Annotated in this window: 22 protein-coding genes; 4 read left to right on the top strand and 18 right to left on the bottom strand. The window is 50.4% G+C overall.

Translation table 11 applies throughout. The annotated features are described in order from the left end of the window. Window positions 1-10: 10 nt before the first annotated feature. The 9 genes from atpG to BHK98_RS08465 all read right to left on the bottom strand — a co-directional run bounded on the left by atpG (window position 11) and on the right by BHK98_RS08465 (window position 6,306). The gene (gene atpG, locus BHK98_RS08505) at window positions 11-874 is read right to left on the bottom strand and encodes an ATP synthase F1 subunit gamma (RefSeq protein WP_075713365.1); all 864 of its coding nucleotides are present in this window, start codon (window positions 872-874) and stop codon (window positions 11-13) included. Beyond that, entirely contained in the window at window positions 867-2,381 is a 1,515-nt protein-coding gene (atpA, locus tag BHK98_RS08500) for a F0F1 ATP synthase subunit alpha (RefSeq protein WP_075713363.1), read from the bottom strand. Before atpA ends, atpG begins: the two co-directional genes overlap by 8 nt. Before the next feature lie 12 nt (window positions 2,382-2,393). Then, window positions 2,394-2,930, bottom strand: coding sequence for an ATP synthase F1 subunit delta (gene atpH, locus BHK98_RS08495; protein WP_075713361.1), 537 nt, complete (start codon window positions 2,928-2,930; stop codon window positions 2,394-2,396). Further along, window positions 2,921-3,430, bottom strand: coding sequence for a F0F1 ATP synthase subunit B (atpF, locus tag BHK98_RS08490; protein WP_075713359.1), 510 nt, complete (start codon window positions 3,428-3,430; stop codon window positions 2,921-2,923). Before atpF ends, atpH begins: the two co-directional genes overlap by 10 nt. Before the next feature lie 36 nt (window positions 3,431-3,466). Further along, window positions 3,467-3,688, bottom strand: a complete 222-nt coding sequence (gene atpE, locus BHK98_RS08485) for an ATP synthase F0 subunit C (protein WP_075713357.1) — start codon at window positions 3,686-3,688, stop codon at window positions 3,467-3,469. Window positions 3,689-3,739: 51 nt separating this feature from the next. After that, on the bottom strand, window positions 3,740-4,525 hold the full coding sequence (gene atpB, locus BHK98_RS08480) for a F0F1 ATP synthase subunit A (protein WP_075713355.1): 786 nt from the start codon (window positions 4,523-4,525) through the stop codon (window positions 3,740-3,742). Continuing rightward, window positions 4,522-4,896: a hypothetical protein gene (locus BHK98_RS08475; RefSeq protein WP_075713353.1), complete on the bottom strand. Its 375-nt coding sequence runs from the start codon at window positions 4,894-4,896 to the stop codon at window positions 4,522-4,524. Before BHK98_RS08475 ends, atpB begins: the two co-directional genes overlap by 4 nt. Window positions 4,897-5,022: 126 nt before the next feature. Further along, window positions 5,023-5,502 (bottom strand): 23S rRNA (pseudouridine(1915)-N(3))-methyltransferase RlmH, encoded by a 480-nt coding sequence (rlmH, locus tag BHK98_RS08470; protein ID WP_075713351.1) that lies wholly within the window; start codon window positions 5,500-5,502, stop codon window positions 5,023-5,025. Window positions 5,503-5,505: 3 nt separating this feature from the next. Further along, window positions 5,506-6,306 carry an MBL fold metallo-hydrolase gene (locus BHK98_RS08465; protein WP_075713349.1) on the bottom strand — a complete coding sequence of 267 codons (801 nt, stop codon included), beginning with the start codon at window positions 6,304-6,306 and terminating at the stop codon, window positions 5,506-5,508. A 137-nt stretch (window positions 6,307-6,443) separates the two neighbouring features. On the opposite strand from BHK98_RS08465, the gene BHK98_RS08460 reads away from it, so the two are divergent. Together BHK98_RS08460 and BHK98_RS08455 are read left to right on the top strand one after the other, a co-directional pair. After that, the gene (locus tag BHK98_RS08460) at window positions 6,444-6,995 is read left to right on the top strand and encodes an RNase H family protein (RefSeq protein ID WP_075713347.1); all 552 of its coding nucleotides are present in this window, start codon (window positions 6,444-6,446) and stop codon (window positions 6,993-6,995) included. A 37-nt stretch (window positions 6,996-7,032) separates the two neighbouring features. Beyond that, entirely contained in the window at window positions 7,033-7,590 is a 558-nt protein-coding gene (locus BHK98_RS08455; RefSeq protein ID WP_075713345.1) for a hypothetical protein, read from the top strand. 89 nt (window positions 7,591-7,679) lie between these two features. Here BHK98_RS08455 and BHK98_RS08450 read toward each other — a convergent pair whose 3' ends face one another. Continuing rightward, window positions 7,680-7,934, bottom strand: coding sequence for a glutaredoxin family protein (locus BHK98_RS08450; protein ID WP_075713343.1), 255 nt, complete (start codon window positions 7,932-7,934; stop codon window positions 7,680-7,682). 315 nt (window positions 7,935-8,249) lie between these two features. On the opposite strand from BHK98_RS08450, the gene BHK98_RS08445 reads away from it, so the two are divergent. Beyond that, a complete protein-coding gene (locus BHK98_RS08445; RefSeq protein ID WP_083628177.1) occupies window positions 8,250-9,272 on the top strand; it encodes an inorganic phosphate transporter in 1,023 nt (340 codons plus the stop codon). Window positions 9,273-9,328: 56 nt separating this feature from the next. After that, window positions 9,329-9,964 (top strand): DUF47 domain-containing protein, encoded by a 636-nt coding sequence (locus BHK98_RS08440; protein WP_075713339.1) that lies wholly within the window; start codon window positions 9,329-9,331, stop codon window positions 9,962-9,964. A gap of 58 nt (window positions 9,965-10,022) precedes the next feature. Here the strand turns inward: BHK98_RS08440 and BHK98_RS08435 are convergent, their stop codons facing one another. The 8 genes from BHK98_RS08435 to BHK98_RS08400 form a co-directional block, all read right to left on the bottom strand. Next, window positions 10,023-10,763 (bottom strand): SigB/SigF/SigG family RNA polymerase sigma factor, encoded by a 741-nt coding sequence (locus tag BHK98_RS08435; protein ID WP_075713337.1) that lies wholly within the window; start codon window positions 10,761-10,763, stop codon window positions 10,023-10,025. Further along, window positions 10,760-11,158: an ATP-binding protein gene (locus tag BHK98_RS08430; RefSeq protein ID WP_075713335.1), complete on the bottom strand. Its 399-nt coding sequence runs from the start codon at window positions 11,156-11,158 to the stop codon at window positions 10,760-10,762. Before BHK98_RS08430 ends, BHK98_RS08435 begins: the two co-directional genes overlap by 4 nt. A 121-nt stretch (window positions 11,159-11,279) precedes the next feature. After that, window positions 11,280-13,763 (bottom strand): DNA gyrase subunit A, encoded by a 2,484-nt coding sequence (gene gyrA, locus BHK98_RS08425; protein WP_075713333.1) that lies wholly within the window; start codon window positions 13,761-13,763, stop codon window positions 11,280-11,282. A 38-nt stretch (window positions 13,764-13,801) separates the two neighbouring features. Further along, entirely contained in the window at window positions 13,802-15,718 is a 1,917-nt protein-coding gene (gyrB, locus tag BHK98_RS08420; protein ID WP_075713331.1) for a DNA topoisomerase (ATP-hydrolyzing) subunit B, read from the bottom strand. Window positions 15,719-15,914: 196 nt separating this feature from the next. Beyond that, entirely contained in the window at window positions 15,915-17,030 is a 1,116-nt protein-coding gene (recF, locus tag BHK98_RS08415) for a DNA replication/repair protein RecF (RefSeq protein WP_075713329.1), read from the bottom strand. A gap of 1 nt (window position 17,031) precedes the next feature. Next, window positions 17,032-18,141, bottom strand: a complete 1,110-nt coding sequence (gene dnaN / locus BHK98_RS08410) for a DNA polymerase III subunit beta (RefSeq protein WP_075713327.1) — start codon at window positions 18,139-18,141, stop codon at window positions 17,032-17,034. Between the two features lie 150 nt (window positions 18,142-18,291). Then, a complete protein-coding gene (gene dnaA / locus BHK98_RS08405; RefSeq protein WP_075713325.1) occupies window positions 18,292-19,671 on the bottom strand; it encodes a chromosomal replication initiator protein DnaA in 1,380 nt (459 codons plus the stop codon). Between the two features lie 211 nt (window positions 19,672-19,882). Beyond that, window positions 19,883-20,965, bottom strand: coding sequence for a PTS sugar transporter subunit IIC (locus tag BHK98_RS08400; protein ID WP_075713323.1), 1,083 nt, complete (start codon window positions 20,963-20,965; stop codon window positions 19,883-19,885). Window positions 20,966-21,130 lie beyond the last annotated feature (165 nt).

Here is a 21,130-nt window from a genome sequence, read left to right as displayed (position 1 = left end):
TCCCTCCTTGTTAATTCAGTGCCTCAGAGCCTGAGACGATTTCTATGATCTCGTTGGTGATCTGCGACTGCCTCGCCCTGTTGTATTCCGTCATCAGCAGCTTCAGCATATCGCTGGCGTTGTCGTTGGCGTTCTCCATCGCCTGACGGCGCGCCGCATGTTCGCAGGTCGCCGATTCAATGACCGCGCTGTACAGCGTCATCTCCATGTACTTGGAAACCAGGTAGCGGAACACTTCATTCACGGAAGGCTCATACTCGATCACATTAATGTTCGAGGATTTCACGCTCCGCTTGCTGATGTCCACCGGCAGGATCCGTTTCCGGACAACCTCCTGCTTCAGGGTGTTGACGTAGGACGTGTATACCAGCACAATCTCATCGATTTCTCCGGACATATACTTCTCGAACAAAGGCCGGACCAGCTTTTTCACCTCTTCATAATCCACGGTGTCCGCCGGAGGATCATGCTCGATAATCACATCATACCCCCTGCGTTCAAAGTATTCCCGGCCTTTGCTTCCGATGTCCACCAGAACCGCCTCCCGGCCCTTTCTCCTGATCGTCGCTTCCGCCTCCCGGATCACGTTTCCGTTGAAGCTTCCGCAGAGCCCGGTACTGCTGGTAATGATAACATAACAACTCGTTTTCATCTCCCGGCTGCCCAGAATCAGCTCCTTCGGAACCTTCTGTCCGTTGTCAAAGGCCTCATCGATGGATTCGATAATCCGATCCAGGTACAGCTTGCTGTGTTCGTAAATCGCCTTGGCCCGACGCAGCTTTGCCGCAGAAACCAGCTTCATCGCGTTGGTGATCCGCTCTGTGCTGTTGATACTTTTAATTCTGCGTTTGATGTCCTGCATCTGTTCAGCCATTGATAAACCCTACTTTCTTGAATTCCTCAATTCCCTTCCGCATCAGCTTCTCCGATTCCTCAGAGAAGTCGCCGGTCGTATGGATCTCTCTCTTGACCTCCGGATAGTGGTCGTCCATATAGACGTAGAACTGCCGTTCAAACTCCTTGACGGAGGTTACCGGGATATCATCCAGCATGCCGTTGGAGGCGGCGTAGATGATCATCACCTGGTCGGCGACGTCCAGCGGACCGTACTGTCCCTGCTTGAGGATCTCCATCAGAATACGTCCGTGATCCAGTCTCTTCTTTGTATCCGCATCAATATCGGAGCCGAACTGTGAGAAGTTCTGCAGCTCTCTGTACTGCGCCAGCATCAGCTTGATTTTGCTGGAAACTCTCTTCATCGCCTTGATCTGTGCGCTTCCGCCGACACGGGATACGGAAATTCCGGCGTTAATCGCCGGCCGCTGTCCCGCGAAGAACAGTTCCGTCTCCAGAAATATCTGTCCGTCGGTGATGGAAATGACATTCGTCGGAATGTATGCGGAAATGTCGTTCGCCTGAGTCTCGATGATGGGCAGCGCCGTAATCGATCCGCCTCCCAGCTCCTCCGACAGCTTCGCGGCCCTCTCCAGAAGTCTGGAATGAAGGTAGAATACATCTCCGGGGAACGCCTCTCTCCCGGGCGGTCTGCGCAGAAGCAGCGACATGGCGCGGTACGCCACCGCATGCTTGGACAGATCGTCGTAGATAATCAGCACATGTTTTCCCTGATACATAAAGTACTCCGCCATCGCACACCCGGCATAAGGCGCGATGTACTGCATCGGCGCGACAGCGCTGGCGGTCGCCGATACCACGATGGTGTAGTTCATGGCTTCCTTCTGCTCCAGTGTGCTGACCAGCTGCGCCACGGTGGACTGCTTCTGTCCGATCGCGACGTAAACGCAGATAACGTCCTTCCCCTTCTGGTTCAGAATCGTGTCTACCGCAAGCGCCGTTTTCCCGGTCTGGCGGTCGCCGATGATCAGCTCACGCTGACCCTTTCCGATAGGAATCATGGAGTCGATCGCCTTGATTCCGGTCTGCAGCGGCTCCTTGACCGGCTGCCTGCGCAGCACCCCCGGCGCGGGGTACTCGATGGGCCGTGTCTCGCCTGTTTCAATGGCTCCCTTTCCGTCAATGGGATGACCCAGCGGATCCACGACTCTTCCAATCATATTCTCACCCACCGGAACCTCAACGACCCGGCCGGTCGGCTTTACAATATCTCCTTCTCCGATTTCCCTGTATGGACCCAGGATGACGACGCCCACGTTGTCCTCCTCCAGGTTCAGTGCCATTCCGTAAACATTATTCGGAAATTCCAGCAGCTCTCCGGACATGCAGTGGCTGAGTCCGTAGACCCGGGCGATTCCGTCGCCCACCTGCATGACAGTGCCGAAATCGGAGATTTCCATTTCATTTCTGTAATTCTTGATCTGGTCTTTGATCAAACCGCTTATTTCATCCGGTTTTAAATTCATTGAAAATTCTCCTTAGTATACTCTGATCTTATTTGCCATCTGTTCCAGCTTATGCTGCGCGGACGCGTCGATCATTTTCCCGTCGACAAACAGCCGGACGCCTCCCAGAAGACTTTTGTCCACCCTGTTTTGCAGACGGACCTTTCTGCGGAACAACCGGCTGGTCTCCGCTTCAAATTTCTGAAGCTGCTCATCCGTCACAGGATAAGCGGAATAGATTACGCCTTCACTGATTCCTTCCGCATCGTCCATCAGTCTGCAGTACTGGCGGACCATCTCATGGAAGCCTGTCGTCCTGCCTTTGTCCACCAGAATGTACATAAAATTCAGGACCTCTTTCTGCACGCGGCCTTCGAACACATTCTTCAGTATGTTCTTCTTTTCGGCAGCCGAAATTGCCGGATTCAGAAAAAGCTCCGAGAAGTCTCTGCTTTTCCGGAGGATCTGGTCGATCTGCGTGATCTCGTCCCGGATCTCTTCTACCTCTCCGAGATCCTTCGCCGCACCGTAAAGCGCTTCGGCGTAGACCATTGCGACTTCTATTTCCATGTCTTCTCCTCAGCTTCCTCGATGATCCGGTCAACGATATCCTTCTGCCTGTCCGCATCGATTTCCCGTTCCATGATTTTCTCCGCGGCGAGAACAGCCAGCGATCCCACCTCTTCCTTAAGCTCCTTGCGGGCGTTGAATTTCTCCCGCCGGATCTCCTCCTGGGAACGTGTAATCGCGGCCTTGGCCTTCTCATTGGCGGCGTCGATGATGCTGTCCGCCTGGATCTTCGCTTCGTCTCTGGCTTTCTTGATAATCGCGCGACTCTCTGTTTCCACGCCGGCGATACGCTCCTCGTAGTCGGCGAGCTTCGCGTCGGCAATGCGGCTGGTTTCCGCCGCGTTATTCAGGGAATCCTCCACCTCCTGCTGACGCTTCATCATAAAGTCATGGACCTTTTCAAAGAAGAAATGCTTCAAGATCAAGAATAAAACAATAAACGTTATGATCGAGAACAGAAAGTTCCAGTTCAGATTAAACAACGCCTGATACCCGTGCATGTTTTATTCCCCCTTTCTCTGTATTTCTCCCCCTGATTAAAGCTTACTGTAAAGCATGATCGCGATAACGAAGGACAGAACAAGCGCGGTCTCCATGATCGCCATAGCCAGAATCATGTTTCCGGTGATTTTACCGGCGATCTCCGGCTGCCTGGACATTCCGTGCATCGCTCCGTTCGCCAGAATTCCCTGGCCGATGCCTACGCCGAGTGCCGCCAGTCCCATAGCAAGTCCTGCTCCGATTGCAATAAGTCCCATTTTCTTTACCTCCCTAAAATACTGTTGTTTTGTCTGCCTGAGTCCTTTTCATCAGGCTTCTCTGATAAGCTTCTGTTTCTTCTTCTCTCTCTTCAGTCGTCTCTTCTCTGCTGTGTCCTCCCGCATGCCGGACATACCTTCCTCCAGATTGACCGCAGTCAGAATGGTGAATATGTATGCCTGAATTACAGGCTCAAACATATCAAAGAACAGATTCAGCGGAATAACCGTGACGCACCGCAGAATCGGAACCGCACAGAATTTGTAGCTCAGGAATTCCATCAGGTGCATCCACAGATCGACGACCACCATACCGCCGAAGATGTTTCCGAACAGTCGAAGAGCCAGTGTAACCGGCAGAATCAGTTCGCTGATCACATTCATCGGCAGAATCGCATAGTAGGGATCCCCCAGCTCGTCGATTCTTCCCCTGACGCCCAGTTCCTTAATCGCAAATCCCTGGATCAGGACGAATGACATCACTGCCAGCGCCGCCGTCACATTGAGATCCGCCGTAATCGGCCTAAGTCCGATAAGTCCGAGACTGTTGGCGAACACAAGCCATACGATCAGTGATCCCAGATAGGGCGCGAATTTCTCACCCCGGACTTTTCCCAGATTCTGCTGAGCGAAATTGTATACCCAGCCGACCAGGACTTCCGCAACGATCTGCTTCCCTTTGGGCACCTTCTCCAGACCGCTTCCCAGCCAGATTCCGACGACAGCCAGAATCACGGCGAGGATGATCTCGAAGCAGGTGCTTTCCGTCAGGAAAACCTTATCGCCGCTTCCGAAATACAGGATGATCCTTGGACCCAATTCACTGAATTGAATCATTGATCCTTACCTCCTCCTTTACCAAAATTTAACAGTGCTCCCGCGACAAGCCCCAGAACGCCCAGCGCATACGCCAGCAGGCAGGTCATCCCCACCCGGAAGCAGAACACAGCGCCCGCAGCGTAAATGAGCAGCCGAAGCACATATAACATAACGGGAATTCCCATCCCCGATCTGTCAAAGTATCTGCTGACCACAATTCCCAGAAGATGAAAATTCAGCAGCATCAGCACGGTTCCCAGCGCGATTCCGATGAAGAATGCGCTGCTGATCCCTTTCACCAAAGAAAAGGTGATCGCGCATATCATACTGAACAGCACGCAGGTTATGCATACTTTTTTCTCTATTGTCCTGAATTGCGTCATGTTCATAACTTTATCACATAAATATATTCCGAAATCGATAAAAAATCAAGTATTGATCTTTTATCGATTTCCATTGTTTTCTATAGGTATTTTTCATTTTTTTTTCCTTCTCTGCTTTCCGCCGGTCCGGTTTCATTTGTGATAGGGCTCACCGCGGATAATCCGGAAGGATCGGTAAATCTGCTCCAGCAGGATCACGCGCATCATCTGATGCGGAAAGGTCATATCAGAGAAGGACAGCTTCAGGTCCGCTCTCCGGCTCACCGCTTCAGACAGTCCAAGGCTTCCTCCTATAACAAAGGCAATTTCGCTGCGTCCCTCCAGTGCCAGACTTTGAAGCTTTTCCGCCAGCGCTTCCGAGCTCATCCGTCTGCCCCGGATCTCCAGAGACACGACGAACATATCTTTGTTCACCCGGGAGAGGATCTCCTCGCCCTCCGCAGTCTTCACAGCCTCTTCCTCCGCGGATCCTGCGCCGGCAGGCAGCCTCGCCTCCTTAAGCTCCAGAATCCGCAGACCGCAGTAGCTTCCCAGCCGCTTGCTGTATTCGCCGACGGCCTCCCGCCAGTATCTTTCCTTCAGCCTGCCGATGCATATCACCGTTATATTCATTTTCTATACCTCCAGCAGGGGACTTGTTTCATCCCGGCGGATCACAGCCAGCTTCACATCCCGGTCAACAAAGTAATCCCTCTCGAACAGTATGTTTTTCACCGTCAGATACGCCTGCTGCGGAGTGTTGTTCTCATGAGAAAGATGCGCCAGCAGGACCCGGGGGATCCTTTCCCCATGCATCTGATCCAGGAGCGAGCACAAAACCCGGCCCGCCGTCTCGTTGGAGAGGTGCCCCTCATCTCCCAGAATCCGCTGCTGCAGCGGATATGGGTAGGATCCCATCCGCAGGATATTCACCTCGTGGTTGGCCTCCAGCACCAGAAGATCTGCAGTCTTCATCTGTTCGAAAATCTCTTCCGTGACGACGCCGGTGTCCGTAACGACCGTCACCTGCCTTCCGCCGCTCCGCAGTGTATATCCCGTGGGTTCAATTGCATCGTGGGAAAGGCTGAAGGCTCTGACCGCGATGTCTCCGATGGCGAATTCCTCGTCGGGAACGGGACTCCAGCGCCCCCTGGGCAGAAGCTTCTCCTCAATTCCCGCGAACGTTCCCTCGGAAGCGTAAACCTCCGCGTGACCTGCCTTGCGGCCGATCATCCGGATACTCCGCACGTGGTCGATGTGTTCATGCGTCAGAAGGATTGCATCCACGTCTCCCGCCTCCAGACCGTTTTCCTCAAGCCCGGCCAGAATCCGCTTGCCCGTGATCCCTACATCAATTAATATTACTGTATTCTCACTTTCCACCAGATAACAGTTGCCCGAACTGCCGCTGGCAAAAGAACAGAACGATAATCCCATTCATTTCCCTTCTTGCTCAGTCTTATTGTCGTTTCAGTTGATAAGATTATATCACGAAACCGAGAAATGGCAAGATGATGTTATTCTCTTTACGTTTCCCGGAAAATAAGGCATAATAGTACCGAGGTAACAGATTTATGGCACAGATACTGAACATTTACTCCGACGGGGGATGCGCCGGCAACCAGAACGAAAAGAATCTGGGAGGATGGGGCGCTGTTCTGGAATTCGGAGAGCACAGAAAAGAACTTCACGGCAGTGAAGCGGACACCACCAATAACCGAATGGAACTGACGGCAGTGATTTCCGCCTTTTCGGCGCTGAATCGGGAAGGTCTGACCGTTCGGGTCTTCACAGACAGCTCCTATGTGGCGGACTGCTTCCGGAAAAAATGGTACGTGAACTGGGAGAAGAACGGCTGGAAAACTTCCCAGAAAAAGCCTGTCGAGAATCAGGAGCTCTGGCAGACGCTTCTGGCGCTGGTGCGCAGACATGACGTAAGCTTCTACCGGGTCAAGGGGCACGTGAATCCCGATCACCCCTCCACCAACATGGACAGGCTATACGAGAAATTCGTCCGTTGGAACGGCACCGGCTTCAGCTTCGAGGATTTCCTATATATCACGGAAATGAACAACCGGGCGGACGAGCTGGCGAATATCGGAATCGACGAGATCAGACAGTCATAAAATTATCAGCATCAATCGGAATATGAGGAATCAGATTATGGAACAGAGAAAAGAACTTTTGAAAAAATATGAAATCGGACTGGCGGCCACCGGAATCAGCGGAGCTCTGGTCATTGCATTTTTCTTTTTCGTCAATTTCTTCACGGGACCCATGGTCTCCGCGGAAGGCGTGGAAAAGAACAGCCTTTACGGGCTGGATGTCATTATCTTTTCCGCGGCGATAGGCTGCGCCTACGCGTTCATCTGCCTTCTCAACATGAGAGCGCTTGACCCGAAGACAGTCGAGGAGGGCGGCGTAAACTTCCGCATTCAGTCGGAACGGTATATCTCCGGCTCTCAGGGAGTCATGATCTGCAACATATTCACCTTCGTCTACTGGGGACTTTATACCATCACTCAGCATATCCGGTTCTATGTGGACGAGAATAACAAAATCCACGACTTTACATTCTATAACAGAATCTGGCTGGCACTGATGCTGATCGCCGCCATATTCAGTGTGATCGCCATGCTGCAGGGCGTCCGTCTGAAGTACAACATCAGCACGTCGCGGAAGAAAACCAAAAAGAAAAAAACAGCGTCAAAAAAACGCTGAACATCGGCCGGCCCCCGGGCAGTACGGGAACCGGCTTTTTTGCTTCTGTCCGACGCTTTCTGCGCCGCCTCCAATCTGATTTTCCTCTCTTATCCGCGGGAAGCGGCAGAAGCGGGATTGGCCCGCAGCCATTCAATGATATCCGCACTTTCGTACAGAGGCCTGCCGTCGATGAACAGACAGGGAACCTGCTCCACGCCTCCGTCGCGAATCAGACGCTGCCGGTCCACCTCATTCTGATGGATATCGTGGAGCTCCACATCATTTCTTCCTTCCTCCCGGATTTCATTCATCACCCTCATACAAAAAGGGCATCCTTCAAATTTATACAATTCCAGCTTCATATTTTTTCCTCTCTGCTGCAATATATTTGCAGACTGTCTTTACCGGAGTCCTTTGATTATGCTCCGTTCTTCCCCTCACCCGCGCTCTGCCGGACAGTGCCTCTCTGACGCCACCGACCTGCGGATAGATATATTATACCCATATTTTCTGCATCAACCCTTCTCTCCGGCTGTTTACGCAATGCATATCCGCCGCCGGACCTTTTCTGCCGGAGTGTTCTGCCGGGACACCCTGCCGACGGACTGTGCGCCGCAGCGTCCGCCCGGGTCTGAAAACACCGCGCAGTTTTCCGATTTCTGTGGTAATATATCATTATGTTAGTAATGACGGTTATCATCGGACTTACAACTGCATACGTAAACGGCATGCACGACGGAGGCACCATCGTCGCCACCACCGTCACCTCCCGGATCATGAAACCCCGCTCCGCGATTCTGCTGGCCGGTCTCGCCTGCCTGCTGGGATCCGTCCTGCTCGGAAACGCGGTTCAGAGCACCATGGTAAACGGAATTGTGAACAGCGGTGACATCCTTGCCGGCGGTGGAACACAGGCTGCACTCTTCGCCGTGTCCGCCTTCCTCGGAAGCATGGTATGGAATCTGATTACCTGGGCAGGACGGCTTCCTTCCAGCGCTTCCCATTCGCTTATCGGCTCCATGATCGGCTGCTCCATGGCAATCTGCGGCGCGGATTCAGTCATATGGAGCAGCGTGATGCTGCGGGTCGTCGCCGCTATGATTCTCTCGCCTCTGGCAGGCTTCGCACTGGGATTTCTGCTGCTGAAGCTTCAGAATCGCATCCTGCGGCGGGGAACGATCGTCTGGACACGGAGAGTGCGCGCGCTGGACATTGTGAGCACGGCTCTGCTGGCTTTATCGTATGGAAGCAATGAGGCACAAAAGGTTGCCGGCGTGATCTGCCTCGGTGCTCTGGCCGCAGGCGGCGGCTCTCCGTCGGACACACTGACGCCGCTTCATCTTCCGGTGCCGGGGATTACAGCCCTCTGCGGTCTGGCACTGGCCGTCGGCGCCATGACAGGCGGCTTCAACATGATGCGCACCGTCGGGCGCGACATCGTGAAAGTCAACACAGACCGGGCCTTTGTATCCCAGCTCTCCTCCATCCTCGTGGTGGAAATCGCCAACGCAACGGGACTTCCCGTCAGTTCCACGCAGGTCATCACCGGATCCGTCATGGGCGTCGGAACCGAAGACCGTCCCCGGTCGGTGAACTGGGAGATCCTGTACAAAATCCTACTGGCATGGCTCCTGACTCTTCCGGCGGCAGGACTGACCGGCGCGGCTGTAATCCGTCTGATGATACTGATTCCCGTATAACCTGCACCTTCACCGAAACGGAGCGCAGAAAAACACAGAAACCGGAGGTTTTGTTCATGACAGAGAAAATAAAGAAAAAGAGTTTTTTCAGGAGCAGCTCGGACACTGAGGTATACGATCTGCTGAAGGGACAGTGCGCGCAGGGCAGTCTGAGCGCCGACCTTTTCGTGCAGTTCATGCACACGCTGGATCCTGACACTGCCGACCGTATCGAGGAAGCGGAGAAGACTGCGGACCGGAAACGGGAAACTCTTATCTATTATGTGGAAAACTCCTTTATCACTCCGGTCTCGCGTCACTATCTGTTCAATCTTTCCCGGGTCATCGACGACCTGACAGACGAAATCAAGGATCTGAAGGATTTCATTCAGTTTTTCGATTACCGGCCGACCCCCAAGAATATTGAGATGGCTGAAATCAACCGGGATTCCATTCATATTCTGGAGGAATCTGTGCGCGCCTGGATCAGCAGCGACGACGACCGGTTCTGGAAGGGGATGATACGGATAAAAAAGAATGAGAATAAGGTTAAACGGCTGTTCTGGGAAAACATCCGGGAAATCGAAGGCGAGGATTCCATCCGCGACATCATTTCCTCCCGGGAATTCTGCCGCGATCTGAACTCACTGGCCAACAAGACAGGAAAAGTCGCAGACCGGCTGGGAGATCTGAAAATAAAATCCATCAAATAGAGGAATCAGAAAATAAAAAATCGCTGTCCGCGCTTCCTCTGCGGTTCGGCGATTCTTTTTATGAGGATCTGTGGAGCTCGTCCCGGAACTGGCGGATGATATTGCGTTCCGCACGGGAAATCGTCATCTGACTGACGCCGAGCGTTTTGGCGATATCTGCCTGGGATCGGTTGTAAATAAAGCGTTCCCGGAAAATATACCGGTTCTGATCGCTGAGCTCGTTCATGACCTTGTTGATAATCTCCGCGGTTTCCACCCGCTCGAAGCCTTTGTCGTCAAAGCCTGTGTATCTCTCCAGGAAAGAACTCTCCCCATCCTCTCCGGCATCGTCAAATGTCTTGTCCAGCGAATAGGTTCCGTACGCCTGCGAGCTTTCCATCGCTTCAATAATCTGCTCCTCGGTAAAACCGGTAGCCTCCGCGATTTCCGCCGCTGTGGGATTGCGGTGATATTTCAGATAGAGATCGTCTCTGACCTCCTGAACCTTGGTCGAAATTTCCTTCAGGCGGCGGGGAACCTTCAGACTCCACTGCTTGTCCCGGAAATATTTCTTGATTTCCCCGAGAATTGTCGGCGTGGCGAAGGAGCTGAATTCATAACCCTTATCCGGATCAAAACGCTCTACAGCCTGCACCAGCGCCAGCGCGCCCACCTGATAAAGATCGTCATACTCGACGCCCTTGTTCAGGTACTTGCGGATCAGAATATCTACCATGTAAAGATGATCCTCCACGATTTTATTTCTTAATTCAATTGTAGGATGCTTCTTATATTCGATAAACTGATCCCTGTCCGTCATACCTTCTTCACCATTCTGATAAACTTGCGTTCATCCTCTCCCCTGCCAAACTCTACTTTGTTCATCAGCGATTCAATCACATAAATGCCGAGGTCGCCCTCGCTGGGGCACATCTCGCACGGCTTATGCGTCTTGGCGATGGAATGAGAATCACAGTCGTCTCTTACTGTAATCTCGATCATTCCCTGTTCCACGTTACATTCTACATCATATTTATCCGCAAATCCACTGTATCCGTGACAGGAAATGTTCTTGCACGCTTCACTGACCGCCGTCTTCATGTCCTCGACCGCCTCCAGATCGAACCCTGCCGTCGTGGCAATGGAACTGATCGCGAGCCGCACCATTGTAAGGTACTCCGGCTTTCCGGGAATAATAAATTTGATATTATCCATCCTTGACTCCTTCTGGCTTATATCACCATCTTAATATACCTTTTCCTAAGATGCAAGCGCCATGATATAAAAATTCTGAGCGATGTTTTCGCTCAGAACCTTTATACCCTGTTTTCCGGGATTAAATCTTTATCTGTTCTCCGGCGTCTGATTTCTCCGCCTGTTTCTCCGCGTCCTCTTCCCGGATCGCCTTCGCCATCGCGACGATCCTGGTTCCGTCCTCGACCTTCATGATCTTGACTCCCTGGGTCGCTCTTCCCAGCTCGGAAACCTCTTCCGCACGTATGCGGATGATGATTCCATCGGAGTTAATCAGAAGAACCTCGTCGTCCTCATCGACAACCATAGCGCCGATCAGTGAACCGGTCTTGGAGAATTTGCTCTTATCGTAGGTCAGAAGACCCTTGCCTCCCCTGACCTGAATTTTGTATTCCTTCACCGGCGTCCGTTTTCCGTAGCCGTTCTCCGTGACTACCAGAAGCTCCTGCCCCGGCTGAACCAGCGACATGGACACCACCTCGTCGTCCTTCTCCAGCTTGATAGCCCGCACTCCGCCGGCGATGCGCCCCATCGGCCGCACGTCGTCCTCGGAGAAGCAGATGCATTTACCCTTCCGGGTGACGATGATAATATTGTCTTTTCCTGTCGTCTGCTTGATATCGATCAGCTGATCGCCGTCCTTCAGCTTGATGGCGATGATGCCGCTGCTACGGTTCGTATTATACTCCGAAATGGCTGTTTTCTTGATAGTACCGAACTTTGTGACAGCCACAAGATATTTCTCTTCCTCGAAATTCTTTACCGGAATGATGGAGGTAATCCTCTCGCGCTGCATCAGACTCAGGAAATTGACTGCCGGCGTGCCTTTGGCAGTTCTGGAAGCTTCCGGAATCTGGAAAGCCTTCATTCTGTGCGCTTTTCCTGTGTTGGTGAAGAACATCAGCTGATCGTGAGTGGAGGTCATGATTAAGTCTTTTACAAAATCATTGTCCCGCGTGGTGATTCCCATTATGCCCTTGCCGCCGCGGCGCTGCGCCTTGTAGGTGTCCGCCGGCACTCTCTTGATGTACCCGAGATGAGTCAGCGTAACGGCGACCTGCTCCTCCTCGATAAGATCCTCGTCTTCGAATTCTGAGGCGTCGGGAGCCAGTCTGGTTCTTCTCTTATCGTTCCATTTGTCTTTGATTTCAAGAAGTTCAGCCTTGATGACTCCCATCAGCATTCCTTCATCGGAAAGAACCGCCTTATAGTATGCGATGCGGTCCATCAGCTCCTCGTATTCCTTTTCGATTTTCTCGCGTTCCAGTCCCTGCAGTCTGGCGAGTCTCATATCGAGAATCGCCTGCGCCTGGATTTCGGAGAGTCCGAAACGCTCCATCAGTTTCTCCTTTGCGTCATTATATGCGCTGCGGATAATTTTGATGATTTCGTCGATATTGTCGAGAGCGATGCGCAGACCTTCCAGAATATGGGCCCTCGCCTCCGCCTTGGCCAGGTCGAACCGGGTTCTTCTGGTCACAACCTCCTTCTGGAATTTAATATATTCATCCAGAATCTGATAGAGATTCAGAAGTTTAGGCTGACCATCCACCAATGCAATCATGATACAGCTGAAATTATCCTGAAGCTGTGTATGCTTATACAGCTGATTCAGCGTGATCTGAGGGTTAGCGTCCCGCTTCAGCTCAATGACTATGCGCATTCCCTCACGGCTGGATTCATCCCGGATATCGGAAATTCCGTCGATTTTTTTGAGCTTTATCAGCTCCGCGATTTTTTCAATCAGTCTCGCCTTATTTACCGCGTAAGGAATTTCCGAAACGATAATCTGAGATTTTCCCCGGTTCGTCTCTTCAATTTCACAGATGGCACGGACTTTGATTTTTCCCTGTCCGGTTCTGTACGCGTCCCGGATTCCGCTCTTTCCGAGAATCTGAGCTCCCGTCGGGAAGTCCGGCCCCTTGACGATTTTCATCAGCTCGTCGATGCTGACCTCCGGATCATCGATAATCTTCACTGTCGCATCGATGACCTCGCCGAGATTATGAGGCGGAATCGAAGTCGCCATTCCGACGGCGATTCCGTTGGATCCGTTTACAAGGAGGTTCGGATAACGGCTGGGAAGAACCACCGGCTCTTTTTCTTCACCGTCGAAGTTCGGAATGAAATCGACTGTATCCTTGTCGATATCCCTGAGCATCTGCAGGGAGAAGGGGCTCATCCTCGCCTCTGTATAACGCTGCGCGGCCGCGCCGTCGCCGTCGATGGAACCGAAGTTTCCGTGTCCGTCAACCAGCGGATAACGCATGGAGAAATCCTGGGCCATACGCACCATGGCGTCGTAGATGGAGCTGTCTCCGTGGGGATGATATTTACCCATGACTTCACCGACGATTCTGGCCGATTTTTTATACGGCTTGTCGGGAGTGACTCCCAGCTGAGACATTCCGTAGAGAATTCTTCTGTGCACCGGCTTCATGCCGTCCCGCACATCCGGAAGAGCTCTTCCGACGATGACACTCATGGCGTAGTCGATGTAGGAGTTCTTCATCTCGTTATGGATTTCGTGCTGTATGATGTTGTTATCTTCCAATAAAGTATCCAATACTGTTTCCTTTCATGTCTTCCGTATCTTCCGTAGCTCTATACATCCAGTGTGGCGTATCTGGCGTTTTCTTCGATGAATTTTCTGCGGGGAGGCACTTTGTCACCCATCAGAGTCGTGAAGATTTCATCTGCCGCCGTAGCATCCTCCACTGTGATCTGAACCATCGTCCGCCGGGTATAATCCATCGTGGTCTCCCAGAGCTGGTTGAAGTCCATTTCACCCAGACCTTTATACCGCTGAATTTCAACCTTGCCGGCAGTATCCTTTATCTCCTCCAGGAGTTTGTTCTGTTCTTTGTCAGAGTATGTATACCAGGTCTTCTTTCCCTTCTGCACGCGGAACAAAGGAGGCTGGGCAGCGTACACATAACCGCCTTCTATCAGCGGCGTCATATAGCGGTAGAAGAAGGTCAGCAGAAGTGTGCGGATGTGAGCGCCGTCCACGTCGGCATCCGTCATGATGATAATCTTGTGATATCTGAGCTTGCTGATATCGAATTCATCTCCGATTCCGCAGCCGAATGCGGTAATCATATTCTTGATTTCCTCTGAATTCAGCATCTTATCCTGACGGGCCTTCTCTACGTTCAGAATTTTACCGCGCAGCGGCAGAACCGCCTGACGTTTACGGTCTCTTCCCTGCTTGGCGCTTCCGCCCGCGGAATCACCCTCGACCAGAAAGATTTCAGAAAGCGCCGGATCTTTCTCCGAGCAGTCCGCCAGCTTGCCCGGAAGAGAAAGTCCCTGCAGCGCCGTCTGCCTGCGGACCAGTGCCCGGGCCTTTCGTGCGGCTTCTCTGGCGCGGGACGCGCTGAGACACTTATTCAGAATCGCCTGCGCCTGTTTTGGATTTTCCTCCAGGAACGCGATCAGATTCTGACTCGTGGAGGTTTCCACAAAGCCCCTCATTTCCGTGTTTCCGAGTTTTGCTTTGGTCTGTCCCTCGAACTGAGGCTCTGTCAGCTTAACGGAAACGACCGCGGTCAGACCCTCCCGTACGTCCTCTCCGGAAAGAGAATCCCCGTCCTTCATCATCTTGGTTCTTTTTGCGTAATCATTCATCACTCTTGTCAGAGCGGACTTGAATCCCGCAAGATGAGAACCGCCTTCCACCGTATTGATATTATTGGCGTAGGAAAGAAGAAGCTCATTGTAGCGATCTGTATACTGCATCGCAACCTCGACCTCCTGATTCCCGTCGCTGTACTCGAAATAGAAAATATCGTCATTGATGACATCTTTATTGGTGTTGATGTGTTTGACGAATTCTCTCAATCCACCCTCGTAGTGGAACACTTCTTTTTTCTTGTGACCCGGTCTCCGGTCCTCCAGAGTGATTTTAATTCCCTTCGTGAGGAAGGCCATTTCCCTGAGACGATGCTGGAGGGTGTCATAATCGTATTCCGTCTCTTCGAATATTTCCGGATCCGGCCAGAAGGTCGTCTTGGATCCGGTGTGCGAGGATTCTCCGATCACATTCAGCTTTTTCGTGGTTTTTCCCCGCGAAAATTCAATTTCATAGGTCTTTCCGTCCCTGTTGATTTCAACGATCATCTTTGTTGACAAAGCGTTGACGACAGAGGCGCCGACTCCATGCAGTCCTCCGGACACCTTATATCCTCCGCCGCCGAACTTTCCGCCGGCGTGGAGCACGGTATGAATAACCTCAACAGCAGGGATCTTCATCTTGGGATGAAGGTCCACCGGCATTCCGCGGCCGTCGTCGATGACCGTGATGGAGTTATCCTCGTTAATGATAACGTTGATTTTCTTACAAAAACCTGCAAGAGCTTCGTCCACACTGTTGTCAACAATCTCATAGACCAGATGGTGAAGTCCTCTCGGACCTGTGGATCCGATGTACATACCCGGTCTTTTTCGAACTGCCTCAAATCCCTCCAGAACCTGTATCTGGTCGGCATTATACTGATTCTTGCTCTTTTCTGCGCTCATTTAATCCCACCTTTTATGTGTTCTTATCCATTATTTTCCATACTTTGCTATGGCATTAATATTGATTATATAACAAAATCAGCGTTTTAGCAAGATTTTAAGATATTTTTAATTAAAATATCATTTAATAAAGAAAAAATCCGTTAAATCAACTGTTTTGCACTTAAAAACCCACTAATTTTTCTTTACTTGAGTATTATAAATTAGCAGGTTTTTCCAAATTCACGCATTTCCCGTTTTCTATCTCGATAATTCTCGCCTGCGGATAATATTCCAGAATTCCGGGGTCTATATCAGTCGTCGTGATAAACAGCTGGTTTTCATGAAGGGTTCTCACCAGATAATCTCTTCTGTTCTCATCCAGCTCGCTCATGACGTCATCCAGCAGGAGAATTCCTTTTTCTCCCGTCTCCTCTCTTATGAAGTCGAGTTCCGCAAGCTTCAGTGAGAGAGCGCAGGTTCTCTGCTGTCCCTGTGAGCCGAAGCTTCGCGCATTTACGCCGTTTACAAAGAACTGCAGATCATCCTTCTGAGGTCCTCGGGTTGTCGTTCGCATCCGCAGATCAGAGGCGGCGGATTTCATCAGTTCCTTCCTGTACAGCTCCTGCTGCTCTTCCTTTGTCTCACAAAAGCAAATGTTGGGATCATACCGCAGAGAAAGCTCTTCGCTCCCGTTGGTAATTCCCCGGTGAATCCTCGACGAATATTCATTGATTCTGTCGATGAATTCCTTCCTCATCCGGATGATATCGCTTCCGTAAATAATCATCTGCTCATCCCACAGACTCAGAAGGGAGGGTTCCACATATTCCTCCTTCAGACAGGCGTTTCTCTGCTGAAGCGTTTTTTTATAATTGGAAAGGCTGTCATAATAGGCCGGTTTAATCTGCGCGAGCTCCCGGTCGATGAATTTTCTCCTTTTCTCCGGCTCCTCTTTCACAATTTTCAGATCGTCCGGTGAAAAAATCACAATAATGATGTTGTCGATCAGCTGCGATGTCCTGTGAACCGTGTTCCCGTCTTTCTGTATTGACTTTTTATGATGTCTGTTGATTTTTATTTCCACCCTCGTGTCGATGACTTCTTTTTCTGCCCGCACGCGAACAAAGGCGTCCTCCTGACCGAAGCGTATTAAATCGCTGTCGTGCGAAGTCCGGAAGGATCTTCCAATAGAAGAGAGAAAGACAGCCTCGATGAGGTTTGTCTTTCCCTGCGCATTCCTTCCGACGATAATATTTACATTCTTATCAAATTGAATGGTTAGTTCTTCATAATTTCTGAAGTTTTTCAGTTCCAGATCTGTTATGTACATATCAGTTTATTCTTACCGGAAGGACAAGATATTCGTATTCATCCCCGCTCAGCGGCTGAATCAGGCAAGGATTGACAGGCGTATTGAACAGCATCTTCACCTCGTCATCCTCCACCGCCTTCAGCACATCGATAACATACTGTGCGTTAAATCCGATGGTCAGATCCTCTCCTTCTTTTGTTACGGGAATTTCCTCTCTGACATTTCCTTCATCGGAATTGGAGGTCAGGGTCAGAATCGTATCCTGAATGTTCATCCGGATCAGATTGTTCTTTCCGGCGCGGGACAGAAGAGACGCTCTCTCTATACTTTCCAGAAGCATGCCGCGGTTCACCGTCATGATGATTTTACTTTCCCCGGGAATGATATCCCTGTATCCGATGAATTCACCTTCCATCAGCTTCATTTCCGCCTGGACATTGTCCATTCTCAGTACAGCCTTCTTGCTGCTGAGATAAAGGGTTCCTGTTTTTTCGCTGCTGTCCGTCTCTCCCAGAATACGTCCGATATCCGTCAGCGTCCGGGCAGAAACGATAATCTTTTTCTGCTGCGGATTTACTTTGTTCCTTCTGTTAATCGCCATGCGATAGCCGTCGATCGCCACCATGTTTACCTGATCATTCTCCATTTCAATCAGAACGCCGGTAATGACTCCCCTGGACTCGTCTACGCTGGCCGCAAAGGCTGTTTTTTCAATCATGCTGCGAAGTACATCTTTGTCGAACTCGGCAAACCTGCTTTCCTCCTCCAGCGTATTGATGCTGGGAAATTCATCTGTAGACATTCCCATAATTTTGAAATTGGAGTTCATGCATTTAACGGTGACATTGTATTCGTCATCGCAGACGACGTTTACTTCCGTAGACGGAAGCTTGCGGATGATGTCTCCGAATAGCTTGGCCATTACGATGACGGATCCGTCTTCCGGAGAATCAACGTCGATGGTGTTCTGTATGGAAACATCAAGATCGGATGCTGACATCGTGAGCTTACCGTCTCTGACTTCAAGCAGGATTCCTTTCAGGACGGGCATTGTGGTCCTGGAAGTTACAGCTCTGGACACGATGTTGAGAGCTTTCGACAGCTTTTGCTGATCGCATGAAAATTTCATAATTGACCTCCGAAATACGTTTTTTTACTTATAATTATTTTAGTAGTATTAGTAGTAGAGCCTGTGGATTATGTGGATAACTTCAGAGCAACTTTATTTTTTAACAAAAACAGTTGTTTTTGAAATAAGGATAATCTGTAAAAGTTGTTCTTAATTGTTAACATTGTTTATTTCCTTTTTCAGCTCGTCGATGACCTCCTTCAGGTTCGGATCGGTTCTCAGCTGTTTCTGTATTTTATCGCAGGCGTGCATTACGGTTGTATAATGCTTTCCTCCGAAAAGCTGTCCGATCTGAGGAAAAGAGAAGTCGGTCATGGTCCGGCAGAGATACATTGCGATCTGGCGCGGATAAGCGATCTGATTCGTCCTTTTGGAGGATTCCAGATCGTTGATTTTAATATTGAAATGTTTGCTGACCACATTCTTTATCTGTACCGGGGTAGGGTTGTTGCTCCCGTTGATGATGATGTCTTTCAGAACCCTCTTCGCAAAGGACTTGTCTATTTTCTTGTCCATCAGGTTGGAGAAGGAAATAACACGGTAAAACGCTCCCTCCAGCACACGAATGTTATCAGAGATCCGTTCCGCAATTAACTGTATTACCTCGTAGAGGTCGCTGTCCATCGTCAGGTTCTCATTCTCAGCCTTTTTCTGCAGAATCGCCACACGGGTTTCATAGTCGGCCGGCATAAGCTCTGCCACCATTTTCCAGTAGAAACGGGAACGAAGCCGCTCATCGAGCCGCACCAGCTGATCCGGCGGTCTGTCCGAGGAGATGACAATCTGCTTATTGTTCGCGTACAGCTCGTTGAAGGTATTGAAAAATTCCATCTGTGTGGATTCCTTTCCCTCCAGGAACTGGATGTCGTCAATCAGCAGAACGTCCACCTTCCGGTATTTGTTCTTAAATTCCCTCGTTCCGTTTTTCTCTCCCAGAGCCTTGATGAGCTCATTCGTGAACATTTCCGATGAGACGTAGAGAACGTTGAGATCGTTGTTGTTTTCCAGAAGATAGATTCCGATGGCGTGCATCAGATGGGTTTTGCCGAGTCCTGATTTTCCGTGGAGAAACAAAGGATTATACGACTGGGCCGGATATTCCGCCACCGCCTTGGCGACGGCGTAGGCGAGCTCGTTGCTTTCTCCTACCACAAAATTGTCAAAGTTGAATTTCGGGTTGAAAATCCTCTGGTTTCTGAATTCCTTATTGACATAGGTCACCTTCGCCTTTTCTTTTCTGATGACTGCTTCCGGCTTTTCCGGCTCATTTTCATAATCCGTGGTTTTCCGCACGATGACACGGTAGTCCTCCTGAAGAACAGTTTTGAAGGTATTTTCCAGCATGGTCTTATAGCGGTTGTTCAGGATTCTCACATTAAATTCATCCTGCGTCTCCAGATAAGCGATTTTCGCGGTGTCGTCCAGAGAATGAAGATGAGCGGAGGCAAACCAGTGATTAAAACTCGGCGTCGTTGTCTCCTCTTTTATGATCGCTAAAACCTTTTCCCAGGTCTGATGATTGTCGTTCATGTTTCCCTCTTTGATTAAACGGTGATTAATTCATATTTTAACTAATAAGTTATCCATATACAAGTGGAAAATAATAAAGTTGGAAAATAAATATTTCCCAACTTTATCCACAGGTTGTGTATAAAACTGTTCATAAGTATAAAAACACCGCTTTTATTTTACCTGAGCTTTACATAAAACGATGAAAACATTCATGATATTACGGATGTTTTCACAGATCCAGTTTCATATCTCCGTCTTTAATGAGTCCTGCTCTGTACATGACTTTGTAAATCAGCCATGAGATAATGGCGGGAGCGATTATCTGTATGATAAGGATATTGAAAAATACGGGGAGTGTGAAGCCCATATCCGTCAGCGTCATGATCTGTCCCACAAGACCGGAGGTTCCCATACCTGCGCCGGCGGCGTTATTGGTCATTTTGAAAATGCAGGTACTGATCGGTCCGGTGATGGCTGCCGTAAGGGTGGGGGGTACCAGAATCCACGGATGCTGTACAATGTTCGGAACCTGCAGCATGGATGTGCCGATTCCCTGGGCGAAGAAACCGCCGATACCGTTTTCTTTGTAGCTGATGACGGCGAAACCGATCATCTGCGCGCAGCATCCGGCTGTTGCAGCGCCCGCCGCAAGACCGGAAATACCCAGCATGATACAGAGGGCAGCAGAGGAAATTGGAGCGGTAAGAACCAGGCCGACGACGACGGAAATGAAGATTCCGAACCAGAAGGGCTGCCAGTTACAGGCGGCGACGATGGAATTTCCCAGCTCCATCATCAGCCAGCCGACGCCGGGGCCGATAAGAGTGGCGGCCAGTCCTCCTGTAATAAGAGTGACCGCAGGGGTAACGATGATATCGATTTTCGTTTCTTTAGATATCATCTTTCCGAATTCCGCTCCTACTGCCACCGCGATAAACGCGCCGGCGGGACCGCCTGTGAATTTGATTCCGAATCCGGTGAATGTGGCTCCCATATAGCCGAGAGCAATGCAGGAAAACAGTACCAGCGGAGGCGCTTTCAGAGACCGGGCTACCGCTGCGCCGATAGCCGGGCCCATCATATTCATTGCGGCTGTACCGATTAAAATCAGAAAAGCAGGTACTGCGGATTTTTCTGTGATTCCGGGAATATTACAAAGCTGCTCTCCGATGGTTTTCGATATAAGCCCGATCAGAAGGGAAGCGAACAGTCCGAGACCCATGGCGGACAGTGCGTCCTGTACATAACGTCTGAAACTGATTTCGATATCTTTTCTTTTACAAAAGGCTCTGAAGCCGGTTTGTTCATTCATTTCAATTTTTCTCCTGTCATGTCTTTCTTTGTTCAGCAAAGAAAAAAATATGCTGTGCCGGCATCCGGCGCGCAGGAGCGCACGGGACGGTCCGACGGGTTATCGCAGATATTATAGCAAGTTGTCTTATCATGTGTCAAGACAGATGTGTTTTTGTGAAGATGT

The organism is Hornefia porci, assembly GCF_001940235.1.
Taxonomy (GTDB): domain Bacteria; phylum Bacillota; class Clostridia; order Peptostreptococcales; family Anaerovoracaceae; genus Aminicella; species Aminicella porci.
Note: the sequence above shows the minus strand (reverse complement) of the source record. Positions and strands in the feature narration are given on the sequence as shown.

Bases quoted from the DNA above. Each gene is read 5' to 3' on its own strand.
- atpG (WP_075713365.1), bottom strand. From the start codon at position 874: ATGGCTGAACAGATGCAGGACATCAAACGCAGAATTAAAAGTATCAAC.
- atpA (WP_075713363.1), bottom strand. From the start codon at position 2,381: ATGAATTTAAAACCGGATGAAATAAGCGGTTTGATCAAAGACCAGATC.
- atpH (WP_075713361.1), bottom strand. From the start codon at position 2,930: ATGGAAATAGAAGTCGCAATGGTCTACGCCGAAGCGCTTTACGGTGCG.
- atpF (WP_075713359.1), bottom strand. From the start codon at position 3,430: ATGCACGGGTATCAGGCGTTGTTTAATCTGAACTGGAACTTTCTGTTC.
- atpE (WP_075713357.1), bottom strand. From the start codon at position 3,688: ATGGGACTTATTGCAATCGGAGCAGGACTTGCTATGGGACTGGCGGCA.
- atpB (WP_075713355.1), bottom strand. From the start codon at position 4,525: ATGATTCAATTCAGTGAATTGGGTCCAAGGATCATCCTGTATTTCGGA.
- BHK98_RS08475 (WP_075713353.1), bottom strand. From the start codon at position 4,896: ATGAACATGACGCAATTCAGGACAATAGAGAAAAAAGTATGCATAACC.
- rlmH (WP_075713351.1), bottom strand. From the start codon at position 5,502: ATGAATATAACGGTGATATGCATCGGCAGGCTGAAGGAAAGATACTGG.
- BHK98_RS08465 (WP_075713349.1), bottom strand. From the start codon at position 6,306: ATGGGATTATCGTTCTGTTCTTTTGCCAGCGGCAGTTCGGGCAACTGT.
- BHK98_RS08460 (WP_075713347.1), top strand. From the start codon at position 6,444: ATGGCACAGATACTGAACATTTACTCCGACGGGGGATGCGCCGGCAAC.
- BHK98_RS08455 (WP_075713345.1), top strand. From the start codon at position 7,033: ATGGAACAGAGAAAAGAACTTTTGAAAAAATATGAAATCGGACTGGCG.
- BHK98_RS08450 (WP_075713343.1), bottom strand. From the start codon at position 7,934: ATGAAGCTGGAATTGTATAAATTTGAAGGATGCCCTTTTTGTATGAGG.
- BHK98_RS08445 (WP_083628177.1), top strand. From the start codon at position 8,250: ATGTTAGTAATGACGGTTATCATCGGACTTACAACTGCATACGTAAAC.
- BHK98_RS08440 (WP_075713339.1), top strand. From the start codon at position 9,329: ATGACAGAGAAAATAAAGAAAAAGAGTTTTTTCAGGAGCAGCTCGGAC.
- BHK98_RS08435 (WP_075713337.1), bottom strand. From the start codon at position 10,763: ATGACGGACAGGGATCAGTTTATCGAATATAAGAAGCATCCTACAATT.
- BHK98_RS08430 (WP_075713335.1), bottom strand. From the start codon at position 11,158: ATGGATAATATCAAATTTATTATTCCCGGAAAGCCGGAGTACCTTACA.
- gyrB (WP_075713331.1), bottom strand. From the start codon at position 15,718: ATGAGCGCAGAAAAGAGCAAGAATCAGTATAATGCCGACCAGATACAG.
- recF (WP_075713329.1), bottom strand. From the start codon at position 17,030: ATGTACATAACAGATCTGGAACTGAAAAACTTCAGAAATTATGAAGAA.
- dnaN (WP_075713327.1), bottom strand. From the start codon at position 18,141: ATGAAATTTTCATGCGATCAGCAAAAGCTGTCGAAAGCTCTCAACATC.
- dnaA (WP_075713325.1), bottom strand. From the start codon at position 19,671: ATGAACGACAATCATCAGACCTGGGAAAAGGTTTTAGCGATCATAAAA.
- BHK98_RS08400 (WP_075713323.1), bottom strand. From the start codon at position 20,965: ATGAATGAACAAACCGGCTTCAGAGCCTTTTGTAAAAGAAAAGATATC.